Source organism: Falsiroseomonas sp. HC035, from assembly GCF_050563525.1.
In the GTDB taxonomy this organism is placed as follows: Bacteria; Pseudomonadota; Alphaproteobacteria; order Acetobacterales; family Acetobacteraceae; genus Falsiroseomonas.
Genome location: NZ_JBNXUN010000002.1, coordinates 104,198 through 124,488 on the forward strand (window position 1 = coordinate 104,198; position 20,291 = coordinate 124,488).

Consider the following 20,291-nt stretch of genomic DNA (forward strand, 5'->3'; position numbering starts at 1 on the left):
TATCCGCAGTCACCGAGCCCTGTCCTCGCTCGCCTCGCGGTCTTCGCCGATCTCGTAGCGTTCGAGCTTGGCGTAGAGGCTTTGGCGGCTGAGGCCGAGGGCGTCCGCGGCGGCAGTGCGGTTGCCGTTGGAAAGTCGCAGCGCCTGTTCGATGCAGGCGCGCTCCACCAGCGCCGCGGTGTTGCGCACCATGGTCGGCAGCGGCACGCGGCCGACATCGTTGGCCAGCGTGCCGAGCGCCGTGCGCAGCGCCGCGGCCTCCCCGGAGGCCAGGACGCGGCGACCGATGTCGCGGATCATCAGCCCGATCATTCGGCTGCCGTCGCGGGAGATGGCGCAGCCAGAGATCTCGACTTCGACCTCGGAGCCGAGGTTACCGGTGAGCTGGGTCGGGAACAGGCGGACCTCGCCATGCTGGGCTATGGTGGCCAGCAGCACGGACAGGTCCATGCCGGGCTGCGCCAGCCAGCGGTCCAGCTTTTCGCCCAGGATGCTGGCCTCCGTCCCGGCCTGGGCCAGGTCGAGGAAGGCGCGGTTGGCGCGGCGCACCAGACCATCGCCATCGATGGCCACGAAGCCGTCGGGCATGTCCTCCAGCAGCGCGTCGCTGCGCGGCGGCGCGGCGCGCTGCGGGGCCGCGGCGGCGGGGCTGAGCTGGATCAGGAAGACGGGGCCCGGCGTGCGCGCCATCAGGGAGGCGCGCAGCAGCCACGGCGTGGCATCGGCACCCAGATGCACCATGATGCCCGGCGCGCGGCCCTGTTCACGGGCCCGCATCAGCACGTCGCGCAGCGCGGCGCGGTCGCGCGCGGCGACCTCGTCGGAGAAGTTCCAGCCCGGCGCCATGCCAAGCTCGCGGATGGCGGCCGGATTGGCCTCCACGATGCGGAGCGTGGAGGCGGCGATGACCAGCACCGCCTCGCTCGATGCATCGAACAGCAGGCGCGACCGGGTCTCGATCTCGCGCAGCTTCCAGTAGTCCTGCTCCCGCGCCTGCTGCGCCGCGACCAGACGGGATTGCAGTTCCGCCACCGCCTGCATGTTCTTGCCGACGGCGATCAGTCCGGCCTGCCCGCCGAGGCGGACGGTGGTGTATTCGATCGGCAGTTCGAGGCCGGAGGGGAAGCGCTGGGTGATCTGGAGGTAGGCGGAGACGCCGCTGGAGCGTGCATCCTCCACCATCCGGCGAACCTGGAGGCCGGCGATCTCGCCGACCGTTTCCATCCAGGGGCGGCCAAGCCACTCGCGCACCGGCTCCGCCGGAATGGCGTCCGAGAGGCTGGCTTCGCGGATCACACCTTCCCAATCGAGGCTCAGGGTAATGTCCGGCTGAATCACGGCGACGCGGGTCATGCGGGAATCCGATTGATCTGCCAGTCCACCAACGTCAATTCGGGGTGGCTGGCCCACGACGGCGTCAGGGAGGAGGCGCCGTCACGGTAGACCTTTTGTGGGGTTTGGCCAGCCTGACGTCAATGCAGGATGACGTTTTCACGCATTTGGGACGTGTTTCTTTGCAACTCCAAGCTTTTGTCCAGGAAGCTTGACACTTCCTTAGGCGATCCGCCCTATGCGCGATCATGCGCGACACGCCCATCGTCATCGTCGGTGCCGGACTCGGCGGGCTGGCGGCTGCCATCCACCTGGCGGCCAGGGGGCGCCAGGTGCTGGTGCTGGAGCGGGCCGCCACGCCGGGCGGCAAGGTGCACAGCATACGGGTTGGCGGGCTCGACGTCGATGCGGGGCCGGCCGTGCTCAGCCTGCCCGCGGTGTTCCGGGCGCTGTTCGAGGCAGGTGGAGCGCGACTGGACTCGCATCTGGACCTGCAAGCGCTGCCGGTCCTCGGCCGGCATGTCTGGCCCGACGGCCGGCACCTGGACCTGCTGGCGGAGCCGCAGGCGGCGGAAGCCGCCATTGGTGCGTTCGCCGGCGCCGCGGCAGCGCGTGGTTTCCGGGATTTCCGCGCCCGCGCGGCGCGCTGCTACGCGGCGTTGGAAAAACCGTTCCTGACGGTGCAGCGGCCGGGGATGCTGGCGCTGGGGACGCAGGCCGGGCCAGGGCTGCTCGGCACCTCCCCCTTCGGCACGCTGTGGGACGCGCTCGGCGAGCATTTTTCCGACCTGCGCCTGCGGCAGGTGTTCGGAAGGATGGCCGCCTATGTCGGGTCCTCCCCACTGCTGGCGCCGGCGACGCTGATGCTGGTGGCTCATGTCGAGCTATCCGGAACCTGGACGGTGCGCGGCGGCATGGCGCGGCTGGCGGCGGCGCTGGCAGAGGTGGCGGCCGCGCGCGGCGCCACCTTCCGCTACGGCGCGGAGGTTGCCGGGATTCTGGTGCGCGGCGGCCGGGTCGCCGGGTTGCGGCTGCGGGATGGGGAGGAGGTGGCGGCGCGGCAGGTCGTGCTAAACGCAGATCCGGCGACGCTGGCGGCCGGGCATTTCGGGGCGGAGGCGGCGCGTGCCGTGCCGGCCCTGCCGGCGTCCCGCCGATCCTTCTCCGCCTACAGCTGGGCCATGGCGGGGCGGGCCGAGGGCTTGGACCTGCCTCGGCAGGCGGTCTTTCATTCCTCCGACCCGACCGCCGAATACGCCGCGCTGGCCCGCGGCCGGATGCCGGCGGCACCGACGGTGACGCTGTGGGCGCAGGGCCGCGGCGTGCCGGGGCCGGCGTCGAACGCCTCCGAGCCGCTGCTGGCCCTCGTCCCAGCCCCGGCGCGGCCAAGGTGCGATGCGGAGGATGATGCGGCCGGCCCGGAAGCGGCGGCGCTGGCCACCATGTCCCGGGCCGGTGTCACCCTGACGCGCGACGCGACCGTCGCGACCACGCCACGCGACCATGAACGGGCCGCGCCCGGCACCGGCGGCGCGCTGTATGGCCAAGCCGTGCATGGCTGGCAGAGCATCTTTGGCCGGCCGGCGGCGCGCAGCGCCCTGCCGGGACTGTATCTGGCCGGCGGCGGCACCCATCCCGGTGCCGGACTGGCCATGGCCGCGCTGTCCGGCCGGCTGGCCGCGGCGGCGGTTCTCGGGGAGCGTGCATGACCAACTCGGGCTGGGCTTTTGATCGTGCGGCGGCGCCGCGCGGCTATGGCTGGTGGTACGTGGACGCGCTCAGCGAGGATGGGCGGCACGGCCTGACCATCATCGCCTTCATCGGCACCGTCTTCTCCCCCTGGTACACGCTGGCCCGCATGGGCGGCGCGGCCGCGGATCCGCAAAATCACTGCTGCCTGCACGTGGCGCTGTACGGCGCGCCGCAGCGCTGGGCGATGACGGATCGCCGCCGCGGCGCCCTCAGGCGCGGCCCGGACTTCCTCCAGATCGGCCCCAGCGCGCTGCACTGGGACGGCAACGCCCTGACCATCCGGATCGAGGAGGTCACCGCGCCGCTGCCCAGCAGGCTGCGCGGCACGGTGGTGCTGCGGCCGGAGGCGCTGTCGACCCGCGCCTTCCAACTCGATTCCGAGGGCCGCCATCACTGGCACCCGATCGCCGCCCGGTCGCGGGTGGAGGTGGCGCTGGAAAGCCCGGCACTGCGCTGGTCCGGCCCTGCCTACTTCGACACGAACTGGGGCAGCGCGCCGCTGGAGCAGGATTTTGTCGGCTGGGACTGGTGCCGGGCGCCGATGCCGGAGGCGACGGCCATCCTGTACAACGCGCAGCGGCGCGACGGCACCGCGCAGTCGCTTGCCCTGCGGGTGGCGCGCGACGGGGCGGTCACGGATTTCGAACCGCCGCCGCCGGTTGAGATGCCGAAGACGCTGTGGCGCATCGCGCGACCGACGCGGGCCGAGGCTGGTGGCGCGCAGGTGGTGAAGACGCTGGTGGACGCACCCTTCTACTCGCGGTCCGAGATCCGCACGCATCTGCTGGGCCAGGAAGCGACCGCGGTGCATGAAAGCCTGTCGCTGGACCGCTTCGCCTCCCCCGCCATGTTCGCCATGCTGCCCTTCCGGGTGCCGCGGCCCTTCACCTAGACCGCAGCCGCACCGCCAGGTCGAAGGCATGCGTGAAAAAGGCCGCGACCAGTGCGGCCGCCACCCACCCCCAGCCGGCCCCGGTCAGCGCTGCGCGCAGCGCCAGGGCGAAGGCGACGCCAGGCAATACCAGGCCGGCGAGGACCAGCGGCGCCAGGCCGCGGCCGGTGCGACGGTGCCACAGGAACAGCGCCAGCGCCTCGGCCAGCAGCACCAGCAGCACCAGGTCGGCGACCCGGCCGGAGGCGAAGAAATCCTGCATCCCTCACCCCGAAGCTGAACCAGCTTTCATCTGACGGAACCTTGCCCTGCCGCCCCCTGCCGCCACCTTGATACAGTGGTGGGCACGACGCGAGGCTGGCAGGGTTGCCGGCCGGCGGCAAATGGCCAAGAACCCGCAGGCTGGCCGCGGCGTTGAGGCTGGCGAGGACAATGTTCCAGGAGGATGCTTCGCATGGGATTTCCGACGATGAGCTTGGCCACGGGCGCCCTTTTCGCGGGCATCGCCCTCGCCCCCTTCGCCGCAGTTGCGCAGGATGGCGATGCCGCGGCGGGCCAGCGCGTGTTCAACCAGTGCCGCGCCTGCCACACGGTAAATGAAGGCGGCCGCAATGGCGTCGGTCCGAACCTGCACGGCATCGTCGGTCGTCAGGCGGCCTCCGTGCAGGGCTTCCGCTATTCCGCGAACATGCAGGAATGGGCGCCTGGCAAGACGTGGGACGAGGCGAACCTGCGGGCCTACCTGACCAACCCGAAGGATGTCCTGCCACGCGGCAGCATGTCCTTCCCCGGCCTGCGCAACCCGCAGCAGCTCAACGACGTGATCGCCTACCTCAAGACCCTGAGCTGAAGCATCAGGCGGCCGGGATCACGCGATCCCGGCCGGCAGGCCTTCCCAGGCTTCCTCCGGCGTAAAGCGACGCGGCAGCAGGCCCTGGTCGGCACAGTAGTCGATGGCCAGGGCGAGTGCCGGGCGAAGCGCCGCCCGGCTGCGGACCGCGGCGCCCGACTCCGCCAGCATCCGCAGCAACTCGCCGACCAGCGCCGGGTCGCCGTCCACCACGTCGCGCCGCATCACCACCAGGTGGTTCAGCGGCAGGAAGCCGTGGCGGTGGCGAAACGCCTCGCCGGCGGCGGCCGGGTCGGCGAAGACCGGGCGCAGGTTCGGGTCATTGGGCAATTCGTTGCCGAAGATTGCGGCATCCACCTCGCCGGATTGCAGCAGGCCGAGCAGGTCCTGCCCGGGCTGCGCCCGCGTCACCCAGGGCGGGTCGCGGAACTCCGGGACATGCGCGTCCTCAAAGGTGGTCCAGCGCTGCTGGTCCGCGCGCACCCCATGCGTCTCCGCCAGGCTGCCGCGCAGCCACATGCCGGTGGTCTGGCTGTAGGCGCGCACGGCGATGCGGGCGCCGGCAAGGTCCGCCGGACCCTGGATCGGGCCATCCTTGCGGCACAACAGCGCCGCTTCCTGCGCCCGCTCCACCAGCACCACCGGCAGCAGCACCAGCGGCTTGTCATAGGCGCGCGCCATCAGGAAGGTAGCGATCGCCATCTCGCTGACCTCGTACTTGCCCGCCCGGACCATGGGCGCGAAGGCCTTGCTGACGGGCGCGATCTTTTCGACCGCCAGCCGCAGCTTGCCGGAGGGGATCGCTCCCTCCAGCAAGGCCTTCGTCCCGGGGTAGCTGGCGATGGCGGCCGAAAGCGTGCGCGCCTCACTCACGATAGGACGGGTCCATCCGGTCCAGCTTGCGCAGCAGCGCCGGCCATTCCATCACGCCATAGGGGCGCCGCGTGCCAGGCTGGTAGTTGTTCCAGGTGGCGTCCACCACCGCCTGCGGCACCTCCACCAGCTTCTGGCCGGTGGCCTGGGCTGCAAGCTGCGCGCGGCAGGACAGTTCCAGCCGGTGCATGGCGTTGAACGCCTCGCCCACCGTCTTGCCCACCGTCAGCAGGCCGTGGTTGCGCAGGATCAGCGCGTTGTTGTCGCCGAGGTCCCGCACCAGGCGTTCCTGCATCTCCATGTCCAGCACCACGCCTTCGTAGTCGTGGTAGCCGATCTTCGCGAAGCGCATGGAGGTCTGGTTCATCGGCAGCAGCCCGCATTCCAGCGAGGACACCGCCATGCCTGGCCAGGTATGGGTGTGGATGACACAGGCGATCTCGTGGCTCGCCTCGTGGATCGCGCCATGGATGACGAAGCCGGCGCGGTTCACGCCATAGCCGAGGCCGCCGGGGAAGTCCGGCTTGGCCAGGACGTTGCCCTGGACGTCGATCTTGACCAGGGAGGATGCGGTGATTTCCTCGTACAGCATCCCGTACGCATTGATCAGGAACGCGTTGTCCTCCCCGGGTACGCGGACGGAGATGTGGTTCGCGGCCATGTCGGACATGCCGTAGAGGTCGATCAGGCGGTAGCAGGCGGCCAGGTCGATGCGGGCCTGCCATTCCTCCGGCGTCACGCGGTCGCGGAGGGAGGGGATCTGGAAGCGGTCGGGGCTGTCGGGCATGGAATTTTCTCCGGTTATTCGGGCAGTGCGACCTACTCAGGCAGAGCACTCTACTCAGGCAGAGCACCCTACTCAGGCAGAGCACCGGCGAGACGGACGATCTCCCGCCACCGGCTGATCTCCTCCGCCATGAAGGCACGGAAGGCTTCGGGGCCGTTGCCCACCGGGTCGGCGCCCTGTTCGATCATGCTCTGGGCGTTGCGCGGCAAGGCGAGGGCGGCATGCACGTCCGTGGTGATCTTCTCGATGATGGCGGGCGGCGTGCCCGCCGGCGCCACCATGCCGAACCAGGAGGAGGCGCTGAAGTCCGGGTAGCCCAGTTCCACCATGGTCGGCACGTCCGGATTCGACCGCGACCGGGTGGTGGAGGACACCGCGAGCGCCCGCAGCCGCCCTTCCCGGATGTGACCGATGACGGAGGGGATGGTGGCGAACATGAAGTCCACCCGCCCGGCCAGCAGGTCGTTCAGCGCGACAGCGCCGCGATAGGGCACGTGCAGGGTCTGCGTGCCGGCCATCTGGTCCAGCATCACGCCGGACAGGTGGGCGGAGGTGCCGACGCCGGTGGAGCCGTAGCTGAGCTGCCCCGGCCGCGCCTTCGCCGCCGCCACCAGCCCCGGCACGTCGCGGATGGGGGAGGCTGCCGGGACCACCAGGATGTTCGGCACGCCCGCCAGCAGCGTGATCGGCGCGAAGTCGCGCAGCGTGTCGTAGGGCATGTTCTTGACCAGGCTCTGGTTCACCGCCAGCGGCCCGACGGAGCCGACCAGCAGCGTGTAGCCATCGGGGGCGGAGCGGGCGACATGCTCGCTGCCGATGTTGCCGCCGGCGCCGGGGCGGTTCTCGATCACCACGGACTGGCCCCAGGTCTCGGTCAGCGTCGCGCCCAGCAGGCGGGCGATGATGTCGGTGGTGCCGCCCGGGGTGAAGGAGACGACGAAGCGAACGGGACGGGTTGGCCAGGCGCCCTGCGCCCGCGCCGTGGCGGCGAGGCCGGCGAGCGGCAGGGCCAATGGCAGCACCAGCGCGCCGCGCCGGCCGATGGTGAAGCCCTGGGTCATGCTGGTCGTCTCCCGTAGGGCGGTCGTGCAGCCACCCGATTCAGCGGGGGAAGATGCGTCGGCAGTGTCCATGCGACAAATGGAAAGAATTTCGCCAGTAATTCCTATCCTGCATCAGTGGCCGGCAGCAGGCCAAGCCGGCGAGCCGCCACCACCCGATACAGCGCGTCGCCCCAGAGGGCTTCCTCCGCCCGGGCGGAGTAGACCAGGGAGATGTCGTGCTCGTCGTCGGAAGCGACCGCCGCGGCGGCGATCAGGGGCCAATCTGGCGCCGGCAGGCGGCGCAGCCGGCCTACCTGTTCCGGCGTCAGCGGCATCGGGCAGCCCATCTTGGGATAGATCGAGGCGATCGCCTGCCAGAAGAAGCGAATGGCGCGGGATTTGTCTGCCGGTTGCAGCGCCGGCAGCACCAGGCGTAGCCAATGGGTGCCGGTGACGGCATGCAGCGCGCAGAATTCGGCATTGTCGGAGCTTCGCGGGAAGGTGGTGGCGGCGAGCACCATCAAGGTATCGCTCGCCATGCGCCGCATCGTGTCCCGGCCCACATCCAGCCAATTGTAGACAGGCGCGAATGACGGCATCGCCGCGGTGCGGCGCATGGCGTGCCACAACAGGCCGTCGTCGAATTCCAGACCGCGCAGCGCCGGGTCCGCCGCCACGCGCAGCAGCACCGCGGCGGGCTGGTCGGTGATCGGCTCGGCCCCGATCCCCTCCCCGAGCGGCAGGTAGGTGGCGGCCCAGTAGCCGAGGCTCTCCGCGATTTCCGCCGCAGTCCCCGAATCTCGTGCATAGGCCAGGCGCATCAGCGCATGCAGGGCACTGGCGGCAATGCCGGGCAGCAGGCGCGGCAGGTACAGGTCCTGCAGGGTCTCCGCGCTGCCGAGGCGGGCGAGTTCGGCCCGGAAGAAGGCGCGGTAGGCGGCCTCCGCCTGCCGGTCGCCGAGGCGCGCCGTCCAGTGGCCGGGATCGATCGCCGCATCCGGCGCCGGCAGCGTGCGCAGCGGGTTGGCGGCGAGGTAGGCCCCGAGGAATCGCGCCGCGTCGGCCTCTCCGCCCCCGAGTCGGCGTTGCGCCCAAAGCACCATGGCGGCGTGGTTGGCCAGTGCCTCGCCGAATTCGGCGCTGTAGCCACGGGCCGACTCGAGCGCCGGGGGAGGGTCCGGGGTCAGCAGGGTGGGCGGGCTCATCGAGGCTTCTCCAACCGGCGGCGCGCGATCCGCATCCTCCGACGATTGGCCGTGGTGGTCCAGGGCCGCCGCGGGCAGCCGACCGATCGTTGACCTGAATTCCGCCGGCGTGGCTTCCAACCTACCTACGGGATATGGTTTGATGCTTGCATCCTTTGCGGGAGATGCGATGGCGTCCGCAATCGTGAGTCGTTTGACTTGATCGATTGAACCTGACCGCATCCTCGGTCGTTCCTGATGTTGGAAATGGCGTGATGATGCGCGTGGCCTATGTTCGCAGTTCAGACCCTGTCACCGCGGCGCGGCATTGCCGGACGGCCATCGGCCCGGGCGCGCCGGCGATGCTGCTCGCCTTCTGCGGCGGCAAGCATGACCCGGAGGCGATGCTGGCAGCGCTGCGCCGCGAATTCGGCCCCGTGGCCACCTATGGCGGTTCCGCCGCCGGTGCCATCGGGCGCGAGGGCTTCGGCTACAGCGGTTTCGAGCTTGGCCTGGTCGCCATCATGGATCCGGTGCTGGCGCCGCAGGTCGTGATGACGGAAGCGCTGCTGGGCGGCGAGGTCGCGGCCGGCGCCGCGCTCGGCAATGCGGTCGGCGCCATCGCCAGCCCGGATGCCGCCTGCATGCTGCTGTTCGACAGCGTCGCCAGCCACCGCCCGCCGCGGCTGCACTTCGCCAGTTCGATCGTGGAGGGCTTCAACGACGCCTTCGGCACCACGCCGCTGCAATTGTTCGGCGGCGGCCTGCTGACCGACATGAACCTGACCGGGGGCTGGGTCTTCGCCGGCGACCGCGTGGTGAAGCATGCCGCTGTCGCGCTTGTGTTCCCGCCGGGTATCGAAGTGGAGACCGTCATCATGCATGGCTGTCGCCCGATCAGTTCTTTCATGGAGATCACCCGGATCGATGGTGCGGATGTCTTCGAGCTGGATGGCGAGCCGGCGCTCGGCGTGATGGAGCGGATGCTGGGCCTGCCGATCGGGGAGACCCGCGGCCAGGAATTGTCGCTGGTGGTGACCCTGGGCCAGAAGCTGGGCGAACCCTACGCGCCCTACGATGAGGGCGCCTATGTCAACCGGCTGATCCTGCGCGCCAATCCGGAGGCGGGCTCGGTCACGCTGTTCGAGCCGGATTTCGCAGTCGGCACGCTGGTCCAGATCATGAGCCGGGACAACTCGCTGATGCTGGACTCGGTGAACCGGGGCGTTGCCGCGATGAACCGTGCGGTGGAGGGGGAGGACAACCTGCTGGGCCTCTATATCGACTGTGCCGGCCGGGCGAGCGCCCGTAGCGGCGCCTCCATCGAGGAGGCGGAGCTGGTCTCAAAGGCCTTCTCGCCCAGCATCCCCCTGCTCGGCTTCTATTCCGGCGTGGAGGTCGCGCCGGTCGGCGGCGGCATCAGCCGGTCACTGGACTGGACCGGCGTGCTCGCCGTACTGCGACGACGCCAATGAGCCGGATCAAGCCCTCTCCGGTGCCGGTGGACCGCGAGCTCGCCTATTACCGGCGGGAATGCAACGACCTCGGCGCACGGCTGCTGCGGTTGCAGGAGGAGCAGAGCCAGGCCTTCCGGGAGGCGCGCCGCAGCCGCACCGTCGCCAAGCTGATCCGCGAGGCGCACCGGCTGACCGACACCTGCAACCTGCCCGGCGAGATCGGCGAGCCGATGCTGGAGGTGGTGGTGGACAACGCGCTGTGCGACCGCGCGGCGTTCCTGGAACACGTCTCGCCGGACCAGCCGGGGCGCTTCCGGGTCACCCATGTGATTGGCATGAGCGGCGAGAGCTATGCCTCCGAGGTGGTGGTGCCGGCAGCGCCAGGCTTCTTCTTCACCACCTCCCGCACCTTGATCGAGCCGCCGGCCTATGAGCTGACCTCGATCCTCCGCACGCCCTACGTGCTTTGGGCCTACGATCCCGGCAGCGGCGTGGCGCTGATCCTGGGCAACCATTCCGAAGGCAACGTCACCCGGCCCTTCGAGAGCCGCGACCAGGAGTTGGTCGAGGGCGCGCTGTCCGTCTACATCGACGTGCGTGCCCGCAAGGCGGCGGAGGTCGAGCTGCGCGCGGCGAAGCTGGCGGCGGAGGAAAGCGGCGCGGTGCGGTCCCGCTTCCTCGCGACCCTCAGCCATGAATTGCGCACGCCACTGAACTCCATCATCGGCTTTTCCGAGATCATGGCGCCGGGGTCCAACATCCCGACGACGGAGGAACAGCGCGCCACCTACATGGCGCAGATCAACGAATCCGGCCGGATGCTGCTGGAGCTGATCGACAGCATCCTGGACTACGCCAGCCTGGAGAATTCGGCGCCACGGCTGCGCCGCGAATGGGTACCGGCCGACAGCCTGGTGACCACCGCGGCGGGGGAGGTGCGCGCCATCGCGGTGCGGCAGGATGTGCAGCTGGAGGTGATGCCGGGCGATGAGGGCCTGGAGGCCTTCGTGGACCGGCTGCGCTTCCGCCAGGTTCTGACCAACCTGCTGGGCAATGCGGTGAAGTTCACTCCGGCGGAAGGCAGCGTCCGCATCGGCGTCATGGCGCTTCCCGAGGGCGGGCTCGAAGTCGTGGTGGCGGATTCGGGAATCGGGATGGAGCCGGCCGACATCCCGCGCGCCCTGGAGCCGTTCCAGCAGGTCTCCTCCGACCACCGCCGGCGCTTCGCCGGCACCGGGCTCGGCCTGCCGATCGCAAAGAGCCTGGCCGAGGCGCATGGCGGCAGCCTGGTGCTGGAGAGCATGCCGGGGCGCGGCACGACGGTGCGCGTGCGCCTGCCGGCCGAGGCGGTGCGGCCGGCGGAACCCGGCAATGTGGCCGGTGAGGCCTCGGGTGAGGTGTCGGGTGAAGTCTCGGCGGAGGACGCGCCTGGATAGTCCAGCCGCGCCCCGAAGGGCGCGGCCTGGCCCTCAACGCCCCAGGGTGGCGGGGGTGGTGGCGGCGAGCGTCGCCAGGTTCTGGTCCACCGCCTCGTACAGGCCCCAGCATTCGGTGTAGCCGAGCGGGAAGCCCGGGGACCCGGCCTCGGAATCCTGCTGGCGGGCATGGATGTAGCTGGTCCATTTCCGCGTCGCCGGGCGGCGGTGGTGGAAATCGTGGCAAGGCGCATCGCCGACCAGGACGAACAGCCGGACAAACAGCTGCACCGTCAGCATGTTGAGCCACCAGCCGGCCCAGCGCACCAGGCCATTGAAGGTGCCGGCACCGGCATCGGGCGGGGCGATGCCGGCGAACACGCCGGTGGTCGCATGGCATACGAAGGTCTTGTCGCGCAGCGCGATCGATTCCGCCTCCGGGAAGCGGTGCTCGCACAGGATGCGGTAGATGGTCGCGATCTGCAGCAGCACCGTCACCGGCACCAGCCAGATGATGGCGAATTCCAGCAAGGTCCCGGTGGCTGCCGCCAGCGCGATGCAGGTGCCCCAGAAGGCGCGGCCCATCCAGTCATGCGCGCGGTCACCGCTGAACAGCGCAGCCTTGATGCGGCGCTGCAGGAAGCGCCAGTGGAACATCGGCGAGACGGTGTTCACGGCAATGCGGCGCCACAGTTCGGCGCGCGGCAGCCCCGCCTCCAGCCGGCACATGCCGAGCACGAAGTCGGCGAATTCGTCTTCCTCGGTCAGCAGCTTCTTGGCGCTGTGGTGCATCATGTGCTCGCGCTGGTAGTCCTCGAACCGCTTGAACAGCAGGAAGGCCGAGACCATCCGGCCGGCGCGGCGATTGCGTTCGCGGCTGGCGAAGACGGTGCCGTGCGAGCAGTGGTGGAATATCACCACCTGGAACAGGCCGAGGCCGGAGGAGGTCAGCAGCCAACCCAGCGGCAGCAGCAGCCAGGCCACCAGCGGCGGCGAGGCCAGCAGGAACGGCGCGGCGCCTAGGCCACAGCCGCCGAGGGTGAGCATCAGCGCGCCAACCACGAATTTCCAGGCAGGGTGTTCCGGCATCGCTTCCCCCGGGGCCGGCTTGGCGGTCAGCCAGGTGAGGAAGGGCTGCATCGCCCGCGGCAGGCGAGCCGCCATTTGGGCGCGCGGATCGCCCGCGTGGACTTCCTGGCTCAGCAGCGCCTCGTCGGCGGTGAAGCGGTCTCCGGACACGTACATGAGGGAACTTTCCTTTCGCTTTGTTACGCCGAGGTCGGCAACGGCTGGACCATACATGGGCCACGCGGTCCGCGTCCCTTGCGTTGCAACGGGAACGAAAGGGACGGAAGACCAGCACAAGCCACGCGCGCACGCCGTTTCGAGGGTGACTTGGTTGCGCGAGTGCATGGCGAGGAGAGGCCACTGCGGGTGCGCAGTCTTCGCAATGCGATGAAACTGCGACCGGGAGTTGCAGAGCAATCGGGCGCCGAGGCGATTTTTAAAGAAATTGCGAAATCAATCCATCGCCCCGCGACAAATTCCGGTTTCGAATCGGATGTCTTCGCTTCGTGGGGTCGGGTCGGGACCCCGCTCCGGAACAGCGGGGCCCCGCCACCGTTCATGCGACGTAACCGAAATTGACCAGCAAGGCGCCCGGATGTCCGACCCGACGAAGCAGACCAGCAGCCCCAGCTACCGCTTGGCAGTGGAGGATCCGGATTTCCTGCTGCGTGACGAGATGCGCGCAGCCCGATTCGGCATGGAGTACCTGAAGGCCGAACTCGCCCTGCGGGACTGGGGCGTGCGATCGACCGTGGTGGTGTTCGGCAGCGCCCGGGTGCCGAACCCGGAGGCCGCCGCCGAAGTATTGCGCGAGGCTGTGACGCCGGAGGCGCGCCGGCTGGCGCAGCGACGGCTGGAGTTCGCCTCGCACTACGAGGCGGCGCGGCACTTCGCCCGCATCGTCAGCCGGCGCGGCGGCGCGCTCGCGCAAGGTGGCGGCCCGCGGGACAACGTCATCGCAACCGGCGGCGGGCCGGGCATCATGGAAGCGGCCAACCGGGGCGCGGCGGATGTCGGCGCACCGTCCATCGGCTTCAACATCACCCTGCCGGAGGAACAGGTGCCCAACGCCTACTCGACCCCGGCGCTGACCTTCCGCTTCCACTACTTCGCCATGCGGAAGATGCACCTGGCGATGCGGGCCAATGCGCTGGCGGTGTTCCCCGGCGGGTTCGGCACCTTCGACGAGTTGTTCGAGATCCTGACCCTGGTGCAGACCCGCAAGGCCGGCCCGCTGCCCATCGTGCTGTTCGGCCGCGCCTACTGGCGGGAGGTCCTGAACCTGGAGGCCATGGCCGCCCACGGCATGATCGCCGAGCGCGATCTGGCGCTGTTCGAGATGGTGGACGACCCGGAGGAAGGCTGGGCGACGCTGGTGCGCCGCGGCCTGCGCGCCCACACCCCACCGGCCGACCAGCCGGTGGCGTAAGCCTCAGCCACCGCCCTCGACCGCCTCGACCAGCGCCGCAGCGACAGCCAGCCTCGCTTCCGAGCCCTCGCTGCTGCGTGGCAGCACCAGCCGGCCGTTGCTGAGCCGGAGCGGCGGGGAGGCCCGCTTGGGCGGCGCCGCGTGCAGTGTGGCGGCGGCGGCCTCCGGACCGACATCCAGCCGGGCGATGCCGGCGGCGCGGCAGCGGACCGCGAGGCCGGCCAGCGCCAGCAGGTTGCGGAGCGGCGGCGGGGCGGGGCCGAAGCGGTCCTCCAACTCATCCTCCAGCCGGGCAACCGCCTCCGCGTCGCCGTGCCGCAGAAGCTGGGCGAGGCGGCCGAGCAGGCCGGTGCGCAGACTGGCATCCCGGACATGATCCTCCGGCACGAAGGCATCGATGCCGAGCACCAGCACGGGGGCCCATTCCCCCTCCGGCGTCTCGCCCCGCGCAGTGGCCAGCGCGCGGCGCAGCAGGTGGCGGTACAGTTCCAGCCCGACCAGCCGCATATGGCCGGCCTGGTCCTCCCCCGCCAGGTCGCCGGCGCCACGCAGATCCAGGTCGCGGGCGCTGATGGCGAAGCCGGCGCCGAAGCGGTCCAGCGCCTCCAGCGTCCGCAGCCGGCGTTCGGTGGCGGCGGACAGGCGCTGGCCGGGCTCGGTCACCAACGTGGCGCTGCCGCGCACCCTTCCCCGCCCGACCCTGCCGCGCAGCTGGTGCAGCTGGGACAGGCCGAAGCGGTCGGCGCGCCAGACGAGCATCGTGTTGGCGCGCGGGATATCGAGCCCCGCTTCGACGATGTTGGTGCTGAGCAGCACGTCGCCCCCGCCCTCCGCGAAGCCGACCATGGCGGCGTCCATCTCCGCAGGCGCCAGCCCGCCATGCGCCTCGACCAGCGTGAGGTCCGGCACCAACCGCTCCAGGCGCGCCCGCATGGGCGCGATGTCCTCGATGCGCGGGCAGACCAGGAAGGATTGCCCGCCGCGCGCCGCCTCCCGCCGCAGGGCGCGGGCCAGCAGCCCGTCGTCGAGCGTGGCGCGCAGCGTGCGCACCGGCTGGCGGCGGGCCGGCGGCGTCGCGATGACGCTGAGGTCGCGCAGGCCGACCAGGGCCGATTGCAGCGTCCGCGGGATCGGAGTTGCCGTCAGCGTCAGCACATGCAGCCCCTCGCCCGCGCGCAGCCCGGCCAGCGCCGCCTTTTGCCGTGCGCCGAAGCGTTGTTCCTCGTCGATGATCAGCAGGCCGAGGTCCTGGAACGTCACGGATTTCGCCGCCAGCGCCTGGGTGCCGATGGCGATCGCGATCTCGCCTCGGGCGATGGCGGCGCGGGTGGCGCGGGCCTCGGCGGGGGGCGAGAGGCGGGACAGCGCCGCGATGCGCAGCGGCAGGCCGGCGAAGCGCTGCCGGAAGGTCTCCAGGTGCTGGCGCACCAGCACCGTGGTCGGCGCCAGCAGCGCCACCTGCCGGCCGGCCAGTGCGGCGGCGGCGGCGGCGCGAATGGCGACCTCGGTCTTGCCGAAGCCGACATCGCCGCAGACCAGCCGGTCCATCGGCCGGCCGGAGGCGAGGTCGGTCAGCGTCGCCGCGATGGCGGCGGCCTGGCCTGGCGTCGGTTCATGGCGGAAGCGGGCGGCGACCTCGGCGTAGGCTTCTTCCGGCGGCCGCAGGATGGGCGCACTGGCGGTCTCGCGCGCCCGCACCTGCTCCAGCAGCGCCTCCGCGCTGGTGCGCAGCGCCACCTCCGCCGCCGCCTGCCGCTTGGACCAGGAGGCCCCGTCCAGGCCGTCGAGCTTCACCGACGCGGCCTCCGCGCCGTAGCGCCAGATGCGGGGCAGATCCTCGAAGGGCACCAGGCGAAAGCTGTCGCCGGCGAAGCGCAGGCGCAGGCAATCCTGGCGGGCCTCGCCAGCCGCGACCGTCTCCACGCCGCACAACTCGGCAAGGCCATGATCGAGGTGGATCACGGCATCGCCGGGGCGCAGATCGTCCTGCGTGTCGAGCACGCCGGCCTGGGCCGCGGCGTGGTCCGGCGCGGGGTGGATGGCTGCCATCGGCACCAACACGGCCTCCGGGGTGGCAAAGCCCTGCGCATCGGGTGCGGCGGGCAGCCAGGCCAGGCTGCCGGGCAGGGCGGCCAGCAGCGCGGGCCAATCCCGCGCCTCGACCGGCTGCCGATCCAGCCGGTCCGCCAGCCGCGCCAGCAGACGGCGGGCACCGCGCCCGGCGCCGCCTGCCAGGGCCAGGCGGCGCCCTCCGCGCAGCAGGGCTTCAGCCCAGGCGAGGAACGCCTGTTCCGGCCGCGACTGCCCGGCGAAGCGCGGCACCCCGGCCTCCGCGGCAGCCTGGCCAACAGGCTGCACCACGCGACCTTCCAGGGCGACGGTCCAGGCTGCCTCGTCCAGGTAGATCCGGTCTGGTGGCGTCGCCTCGACCCGCGCGATGCGGGCGGCGAAACCTTCCGTCACATCGATGCGACGCTGGCGTAGCGCGGCCTCCGCCCCATCATCCAGGACGATCCGCGCCTGCGGCAACAGGGACAGGGGGGCGATGGAATCGGCCCAGTCCTCGGTGGCGGGGCCGAGGCGCAGGACGTCCACTGTTTCCTCCAGGCTGCGCTGGGTCAGCGGGTCGTAGCGCCGGATTTCCAGGATGCGGGCTTCCTCGTGCCGGATGCGCCAGGCGGCTTCCTCCGCCGCCCAGGCGGGGAACAGGTCGAGGGTGCCGCCATGGATCGCGGCCTCGCCCGGCTCGTCCACCCGCTCATCCAGCCGGTAGCCCAGGGCTTCCAGCCTGGCTTCCAGCGCCGCCGCATCGAGCCCGGCACCGGCCCGCAGCACCAGCTCCGCGGCGGGCCGACCGAGGCGCTGCATGGCAGCTTCCGCTGGCAGCAGCAGCAGGCGCGGGCCGGCTGCGTCGCGCGCAAGCGCCGCCGCCGTGGCCATGCGCTGGCCTACCACGGCGCGGGAGGGGCCGGCGCGGTCATAGGGCGGAACGTCCCAGCCTGGCAGCAGCAGCACCTCCATGGCGTCCGGCGCCAGGGCCAGGGCGGCGCGGTGCAGGCGGGCGGCACGGGCCTCGCCACGCGCGATGAAGGCCAGGCCGCCCGGCCCCGCCTCCATCGCCGCCTCCACCAGGCGGGCGGCGAGCAGGGCATCCGGTTCGGCGGGCAGCATGCGGGTCGCGATCCTCGGCTTGGCTTGGGACGGAGATGCCAACGCGCGCCGCGCCGCTGCGTTACCGAGCCTGAACCAGGATGAGGACAGGATGATGCAGCAGCGATGGCCGGACCGGTTGTGGGTGGTCCGCCACGGCGAGAGCAGCGGCAACGTGGCGCGCGACGCCGCGGACTTGGCCGGGCACACGCACATCGACATCGGCGGCCGCGACGTGGACGTGCCGCTGAGCGAGCTGGGCCGCCGGCAATCCGTCGCGCTCGGGCACTGGTTCGCGGCGATGCCGGCCGAGGCGCGGCCCGATGTCGTCTTGTCCTCCCCCTACCGCCGCGCGCGGCAGACCGCGGTGCTGGTGCAGGAGGCGGGGCGGCTGCCGGTGGACCCGCGCGACTTCGTGCTGGATGAGCGGCTGCGGGAGAAGGAGTTCGGCATCCTCGACCGCCTGACCCGCCATGGCATCGCGCAACACCACCCGGACCAAGCGGAGATGAGGCGCATCCTCGGCAAGTTCTACCACCGCGCGCCGGGCGGCGAGAGCTGGTGCGACGTGATCCTGCGGCTGCGCAGCGCGCTGGATACCGTCTCGCTGCACCATGGCGGGTCGCGGGTGCTTCTGGTGGCGCACCAGGTGGTGGTGCTGTGCCTGCGGTATCTGCTGGAGGGCCTGACGGAGGAGGAGATCCTGGCGATCGACCGCGACGGCGACGTGGCCAATTGCGGCGTCACCGAATATGCATTCGATGCCGGGCGCGGCCATGCCGGTGGGCTGGCGCTGCGGCGCTACAACTTCGTGGCGCCGTTGCAGGCCGAGGGCGCCAAGGTGACGGCGGAACCCGACGCGCCGATCGGTGCGCGATGAGCGGCGTGGCGGCGCTGACGCCGGAGCTGCTGCGCGGCATGCCCCTGCCGCACCATTCGGACGGCGAGGACAAGGACCAGCGCGGCCGCGTGCTGGTGGTGGGCGGCAGCGTCGAGGTTCCGGGCGGCGCGCTGCTCGCCGGCGTGGCCGCGCTGCGCGCCGGGGCGGGCAAGCTGCAGATCGCCACCTGCCGCAGCGTCGCGCCGGCGCTGGCCGTGGCAGTGCCGGAAGCCCGCGTGATCGGACTGGACGAGACGGCGGAGGGCGGCATCGCGGCGGGGGAGGCCGAGACGCTGGCCGGGCGCTGCGGCCGCTGCGACGCTCTGGTGATCGGCCCCGGCATGATGGATGGCGATGCGGCCGGTTCGCTGACCGAGGCCTTGCTCAGGCACGACATCGCCGAGGGTTTCGTGCTGGATGCCGCCGCGCTGTATGGGCTGCGCGGCATCGGCGGCCGCGCCGGTCGCGTGGTGCTGACGCCGCATGCCGGGGAGATGTCGCGAATGCTCGGCGTGACGCGGGAGGTGGTGCGGGCCGACCCGCTGGCGGCCGCGCGCCGGGCGGCCTCGGCGTTGCAGGCGGTGGTCGCGATGAAGGGCGCCTGCACCTATGTCGTCACGCCGCAGGGCCAGGCCTGGGCCTGCGACCGCGGCCAGGTCGGGCTGGCAACCAGCGGGTCCGGCGACACGCTGGCCGGCATCATCGGCGGGCTGCTGGCCCGTGGTGCGGCGCCGCTGGCCGCGACACTGTGGGGGGTGTTCCTGCATGCCGAGGCGGGGGCGCGGCTGGCCGCCGCGCGTGGACGTGTGGGATTCCTCGCGCGCGAATTGCTGGCCGAAATACCGCCCGTCATGGCCGGCTTCGATACGAGGCAGGACCGCGAAGAAAGCCGCTGGACCAAAGCCACGGCGACGTGAAGGATGGGCGCCATCCAGATTGAGGGCCCGAGGCATGGCTGGTTTCACATTCTCCCGGCGCGCAACTTTGTTGGCAGGTGCGGGGCTGGCGACGGGGCTGCGGCCTGGGCTCGCCCCGGCCCAGGGCGCGCCCGTCAAGGTGGGGGAGCTGAACTCCTACAGCCGCATGGCCGCCTTCTCCGTGCCCTACCGCAACGCCATCCAGCTGGCCGTGGACCAGATCAACCAGGCCGGCGGCGTGATGGGCGGGCGGCCGCTGGAATTCGTCTTCCGCGACGATGGCAGCACGCCGGGCGACGCGGTGCGCGTGGCGGAGGACCTGCTGACGCGGGAAAACTGCGTGTTCCTCGCCGGCACCTTCCTGTCCAATGTCGGGCTGGCGGTGTCGGATTTCGCAAACCAGCGGAAGAAGCTGTTCCTGGCGACGGAGCCGCTGACCGATGCGCTGACCATGGCGCAGGGAAACCGCTACACCTTCCGCCTGCGGCCCTCCACCTACATGCAGACGCGAATGCTGACGGAAGCGGCGCGCGGCAAGACGGCGAAGCGCTGGGCGATCGTCGCGCCGAACTACGAATACGGGCAGTCCGCGGCGGCGAACTTCAAGCGGCTGATCGGCGAGAGCATCCCGGGCGTCGAGATCGTGGCGGAGCAATACCCCGCGCTCGGCCGCGTCGATGCCGGCGCCACGGTGGGCGCGCTGGCGCAGTCGCGGCCGGACGGCATCTTCAACGTGCTGTTCGGCGCCGACCTGACCGCCTTCGTGCGGGAAGGCAACACGCGCGGCCTGTTCGAGCGCCGGCTGGTGCTGTCCATGCTGACCGGAGAGCCGGAATACATGATCCCGCTCGGCGATGAATGTCCGGATGGCTGGATCGTCACCGGCTATCCCTGGGAGCAGATCCAGGAGGCGCCACACAAGGCCTATATCGAGGCCTACCGCGCCCGCTTCAACGACACGCCGCGCAAGGGCAGCCTGCTCGGCTACGTCACCGCGCAGGTGGTGGCGAACCTGCTGAACAAGGCCAACACGACGGAAACCGAAGCACTGGTCGATGCCCTTCGCGACCTGCGGACGGAGACCGTGGTGGGGCCGGTGCTGATGCGCGGCCTGGACCAGCAGGGCACGATGGGCACCTGGGTGGGGGAGACCGTGCTGCGCGGCCGCACCGGCACCATGCGCAACGCGCGCTATGCCGACGGCGCCGACTACATGTTCCCCGAGGCCGAGGTGCGCGCCGCCCGTCGTTCGGCCTGACCTG

The 20,291-nt window shown here is 71.1% G+C and carries 17 protein-coding genes; 9 read left to right on the forward strand and 8 right to left on the reverse strand.

Annotated features, from left to right (window positions below; translation table 11 throughout):
* Window positions 1-9 precede the first annotated feature (9 nt).
* Entirely contained in the window at window positions 10-1,353 is a 1,344-nt protein-coding gene (gene ppsR, locus ACLF3G_RS05030; protein WP_430668245.1) for a transcriptional regulator PpsR, read from the reverse strand.
* Window positions 1,354-1,580: 227 nt separating this feature from the next.
* Here ppsR and ACLF3G_RS05035 point away from each other — a divergent pair, with 227 nt between their 5' ends.
* The gene (locus ACLF3G_RS05035) at window positions 1,581-3,041 is read left to right on the forward strand and encodes a phytoene desaturase family protein (protein WP_430668246.1); all 1,461 of its coding nucleotides are present in this window, start codon (window positions 1,581-1,583) and stop codon (window positions 3,039-3,041) included.
* On the forward strand, window positions 3,038-3,976 hold the full coding sequence (locus ACLF3G_RS05040; RefSeq protein WP_430668247.1) for a carotenoid 1,2-hydratase: 939 nt from the start codon (window positions 3,038-3,040) through the stop codon (window positions 3,974-3,976). Before ACLF3G_RS05035 ends, ACLF3G_RS05040 begins: the two co-directional genes overlap by 4 nt.
* Here ACLF3G_RS05040 and ACLF3G_RS05045 read toward each other — a convergent pair.
* Window positions 3,969-4,238, reverse strand: a complete 270-nt coding sequence (locus tag ACLF3G_RS05045) for a hypothetical protein (protein ID WP_430668248.1) — start codon at window positions 4,236-4,238, stop codon at window positions 3,969-3,971. The two genes, ACLF3G_RS05040 and ACLF3G_RS05045, sit on opposite strands and share 8 nt — an antisense overlap.
* Before the next feature lie 207 nt (window positions 4,239-4,445).
* Between ACLF3G_RS05045 and ACLF3G_RS05050 the strand changes: the two genes are divergently transcribed.
* A complete protein-coding gene (locus tag ACLF3G_RS05050) occupies window positions 4,446-4,826 on the forward strand; it encodes a c-type cytochrome (RefSeq protein WP_430668249.1) in 381 nt (126 codons plus the stop codon).
* A gap of 18 nt (window positions 4,827-4,844) precedes the next feature.
* Here the strand turns inward: ACLF3G_RS05050 and ACLF3G_RS05055 are convergent, their stop codons facing one another.
* From ACLF3G_RS05055 to ACLF3G_RS05070, 4 genes are all read right to left on the reverse strand, one after another.
* Window positions 4,845-5,699, reverse strand: a complete 855-nt coding sequence (locus ACLF3G_RS05055; protein WP_430668250.1) for an ABC transporter substrate-binding protein — start codon at window positions 5,697-5,699, stop codon at window positions 4,845-4,847.
* Window positions 5,692-6,486 (reverse strand): class II aldolase/adducin family protein, encoded by a 795-nt coding sequence (locus ACLF3G_RS05060; RefSeq protein WP_430668251.1) that lies wholly within the window; start codon window positions 6,484-6,486, stop codon window positions 5,692-5,694. Before ACLF3G_RS05060 ends, ACLF3G_RS05055 begins: the two co-directional genes overlap by 8 nt.
* A gap of 68 nt (window positions 6,487-6,554) precedes the next feature.
* Window positions 6,555-7,547 carry a Bug family tripartite tricarboxylate transporter substrate binding protein gene (locus ACLF3G_RS05065; protein ID WP_430668252.1) on the reverse strand — a complete coding sequence of 331 codons (993 nt, stop codon included), beginning with the start codon at window positions 7,545-7,547 and terminating at the stop codon, window positions 6,555-6,557.
* A 104-nt stretch (window positions 7,548-7,651) separates the two neighbouring features.
* A complete protein-coding gene (locus tag ACLF3G_RS05070; RefSeq protein WP_430668253.1) occupies window positions 7,652-8,734 on the reverse strand; it encodes a questin oxidase family protein in 1,083 nt (360 codons plus the stop codon).
* A 254-nt stretch (window positions 8,735-8,988) separates the two neighbouring features.
* On the opposite strand from ACLF3G_RS05070, the gene ACLF3G_RS05075 reads away from it, so the two are divergent.
* Together ACLF3G_RS05075 and ACLF3G_RS05080 are read left to right on the forward strand one after the other, a co-directional pair.
* Window positions 8,989-10,188, forward strand: coding sequence for an FIST signal transduction protein (locus ACLF3G_RS05075; protein ID WP_430668757.1), 1,200 nt, complete (start codon window positions 8,989-8,991; stop codon window positions 10,186-10,188).
* A complete protein-coding gene (locus ACLF3G_RS05080) occupies window positions 10,185-11,606 on the forward strand; it encodes a sensor histidine kinase (protein WP_430668254.1) in 1,422 nt (473 codons plus the stop codon). The genes ACLF3G_RS05075 and ACLF3G_RS05080 overlap by 4 nt, the downstream gene beginning before the upstream one ends.
* A gap of 33 nt (window positions 11,607-11,639) precedes the next feature.
* Here the strand turns inward: ACLF3G_RS05080 and ACLF3G_RS05085 are convergent, their stop codons facing one another.
* Window positions 11,640-12,830: a fatty acid desaturase gene (locus tag ACLF3G_RS05085; RefSeq protein ID WP_430668255.1), complete on the reverse strand. Its 1,191-nt coding sequence runs from the start codon at window positions 12,828-12,830 to the stop codon at window positions 11,640-11,642.
* 418 nt (window positions 12,831-13,248) lie between these two features.
* On the opposite strand from ACLF3G_RS05085, the gene ACLF3G_RS05090 reads away from it, so the two are divergent.
* A complete protein-coding gene (locus ACLF3G_RS05090; protein ID WP_430668256.1) occupies window positions 13,249-14,082 on the forward strand; it encodes an LOG family protein in 834 nt (277 codons plus the stop codon).
* A 3-nt stretch (window positions 14,083-14,085) separates the two neighbouring features.
* Here the strand turns inward: ACLF3G_RS05090 and ACLF3G_RS05095 are convergent, their stop codons facing one another.
* Complete coding sequence (locus ACLF3G_RS05095; protein ID WP_430668257.1) at window positions 14,086-17,253, reverse strand: DEAD/DEAH box helicase; 3,168 nt, start codon at window positions 17,251-17,253, stop codon at window positions 14,086-14,088.
* 91 nt (window positions 17,254-17,344) lie between these two features.
* Between ACLF3G_RS05095 and ACLF3G_RS05100 the strand changes: the two genes are divergently transcribed.
* Genes ACLF3G_RS05100 through ACLF3G_RS05110 form a run of 3 tightly spaced genes read left to right on the forward strand, consistent with a single transcriptional unit; the run spans window position 17,345 to window position 20,287 of the window.
* On the forward strand, window positions 17,345-18,112 hold the full coding sequence (locus ACLF3G_RS05100; protein ID WP_430668258.1) for a histidine phosphatase family protein: 768 nt from the start codon (window positions 17,345-17,347) through the stop codon (window positions 18,110-18,112).
* On the forward strand, window positions 18,109-19,029 hold the full coding sequence (locus ACLF3G_RS05105) for an NAD(P)H-hydrate dehydratase (RefSeq protein WP_430668259.1): 921 nt from the start codon (window positions 18,109-18,111) through the stop codon (window positions 19,027-19,029). The genes ACLF3G_RS05100 and ACLF3G_RS05105 overlap by 4 nt, the downstream gene beginning before the upstream one ends.
* Before the next feature lie 34 nt (window positions 19,030-19,063).
* Window positions 19,064-20,287, forward strand: coding sequence for an ABC transporter substrate-binding protein (locus ACLF3G_RS05110; RefSeq protein ID WP_430668260.1), 1,224 nt, complete (start codon window positions 19,064-19,066; stop codon window positions 20,285-20,287).
* Window positions 20,288-20,291: the final 4 nt, after the last annotated feature.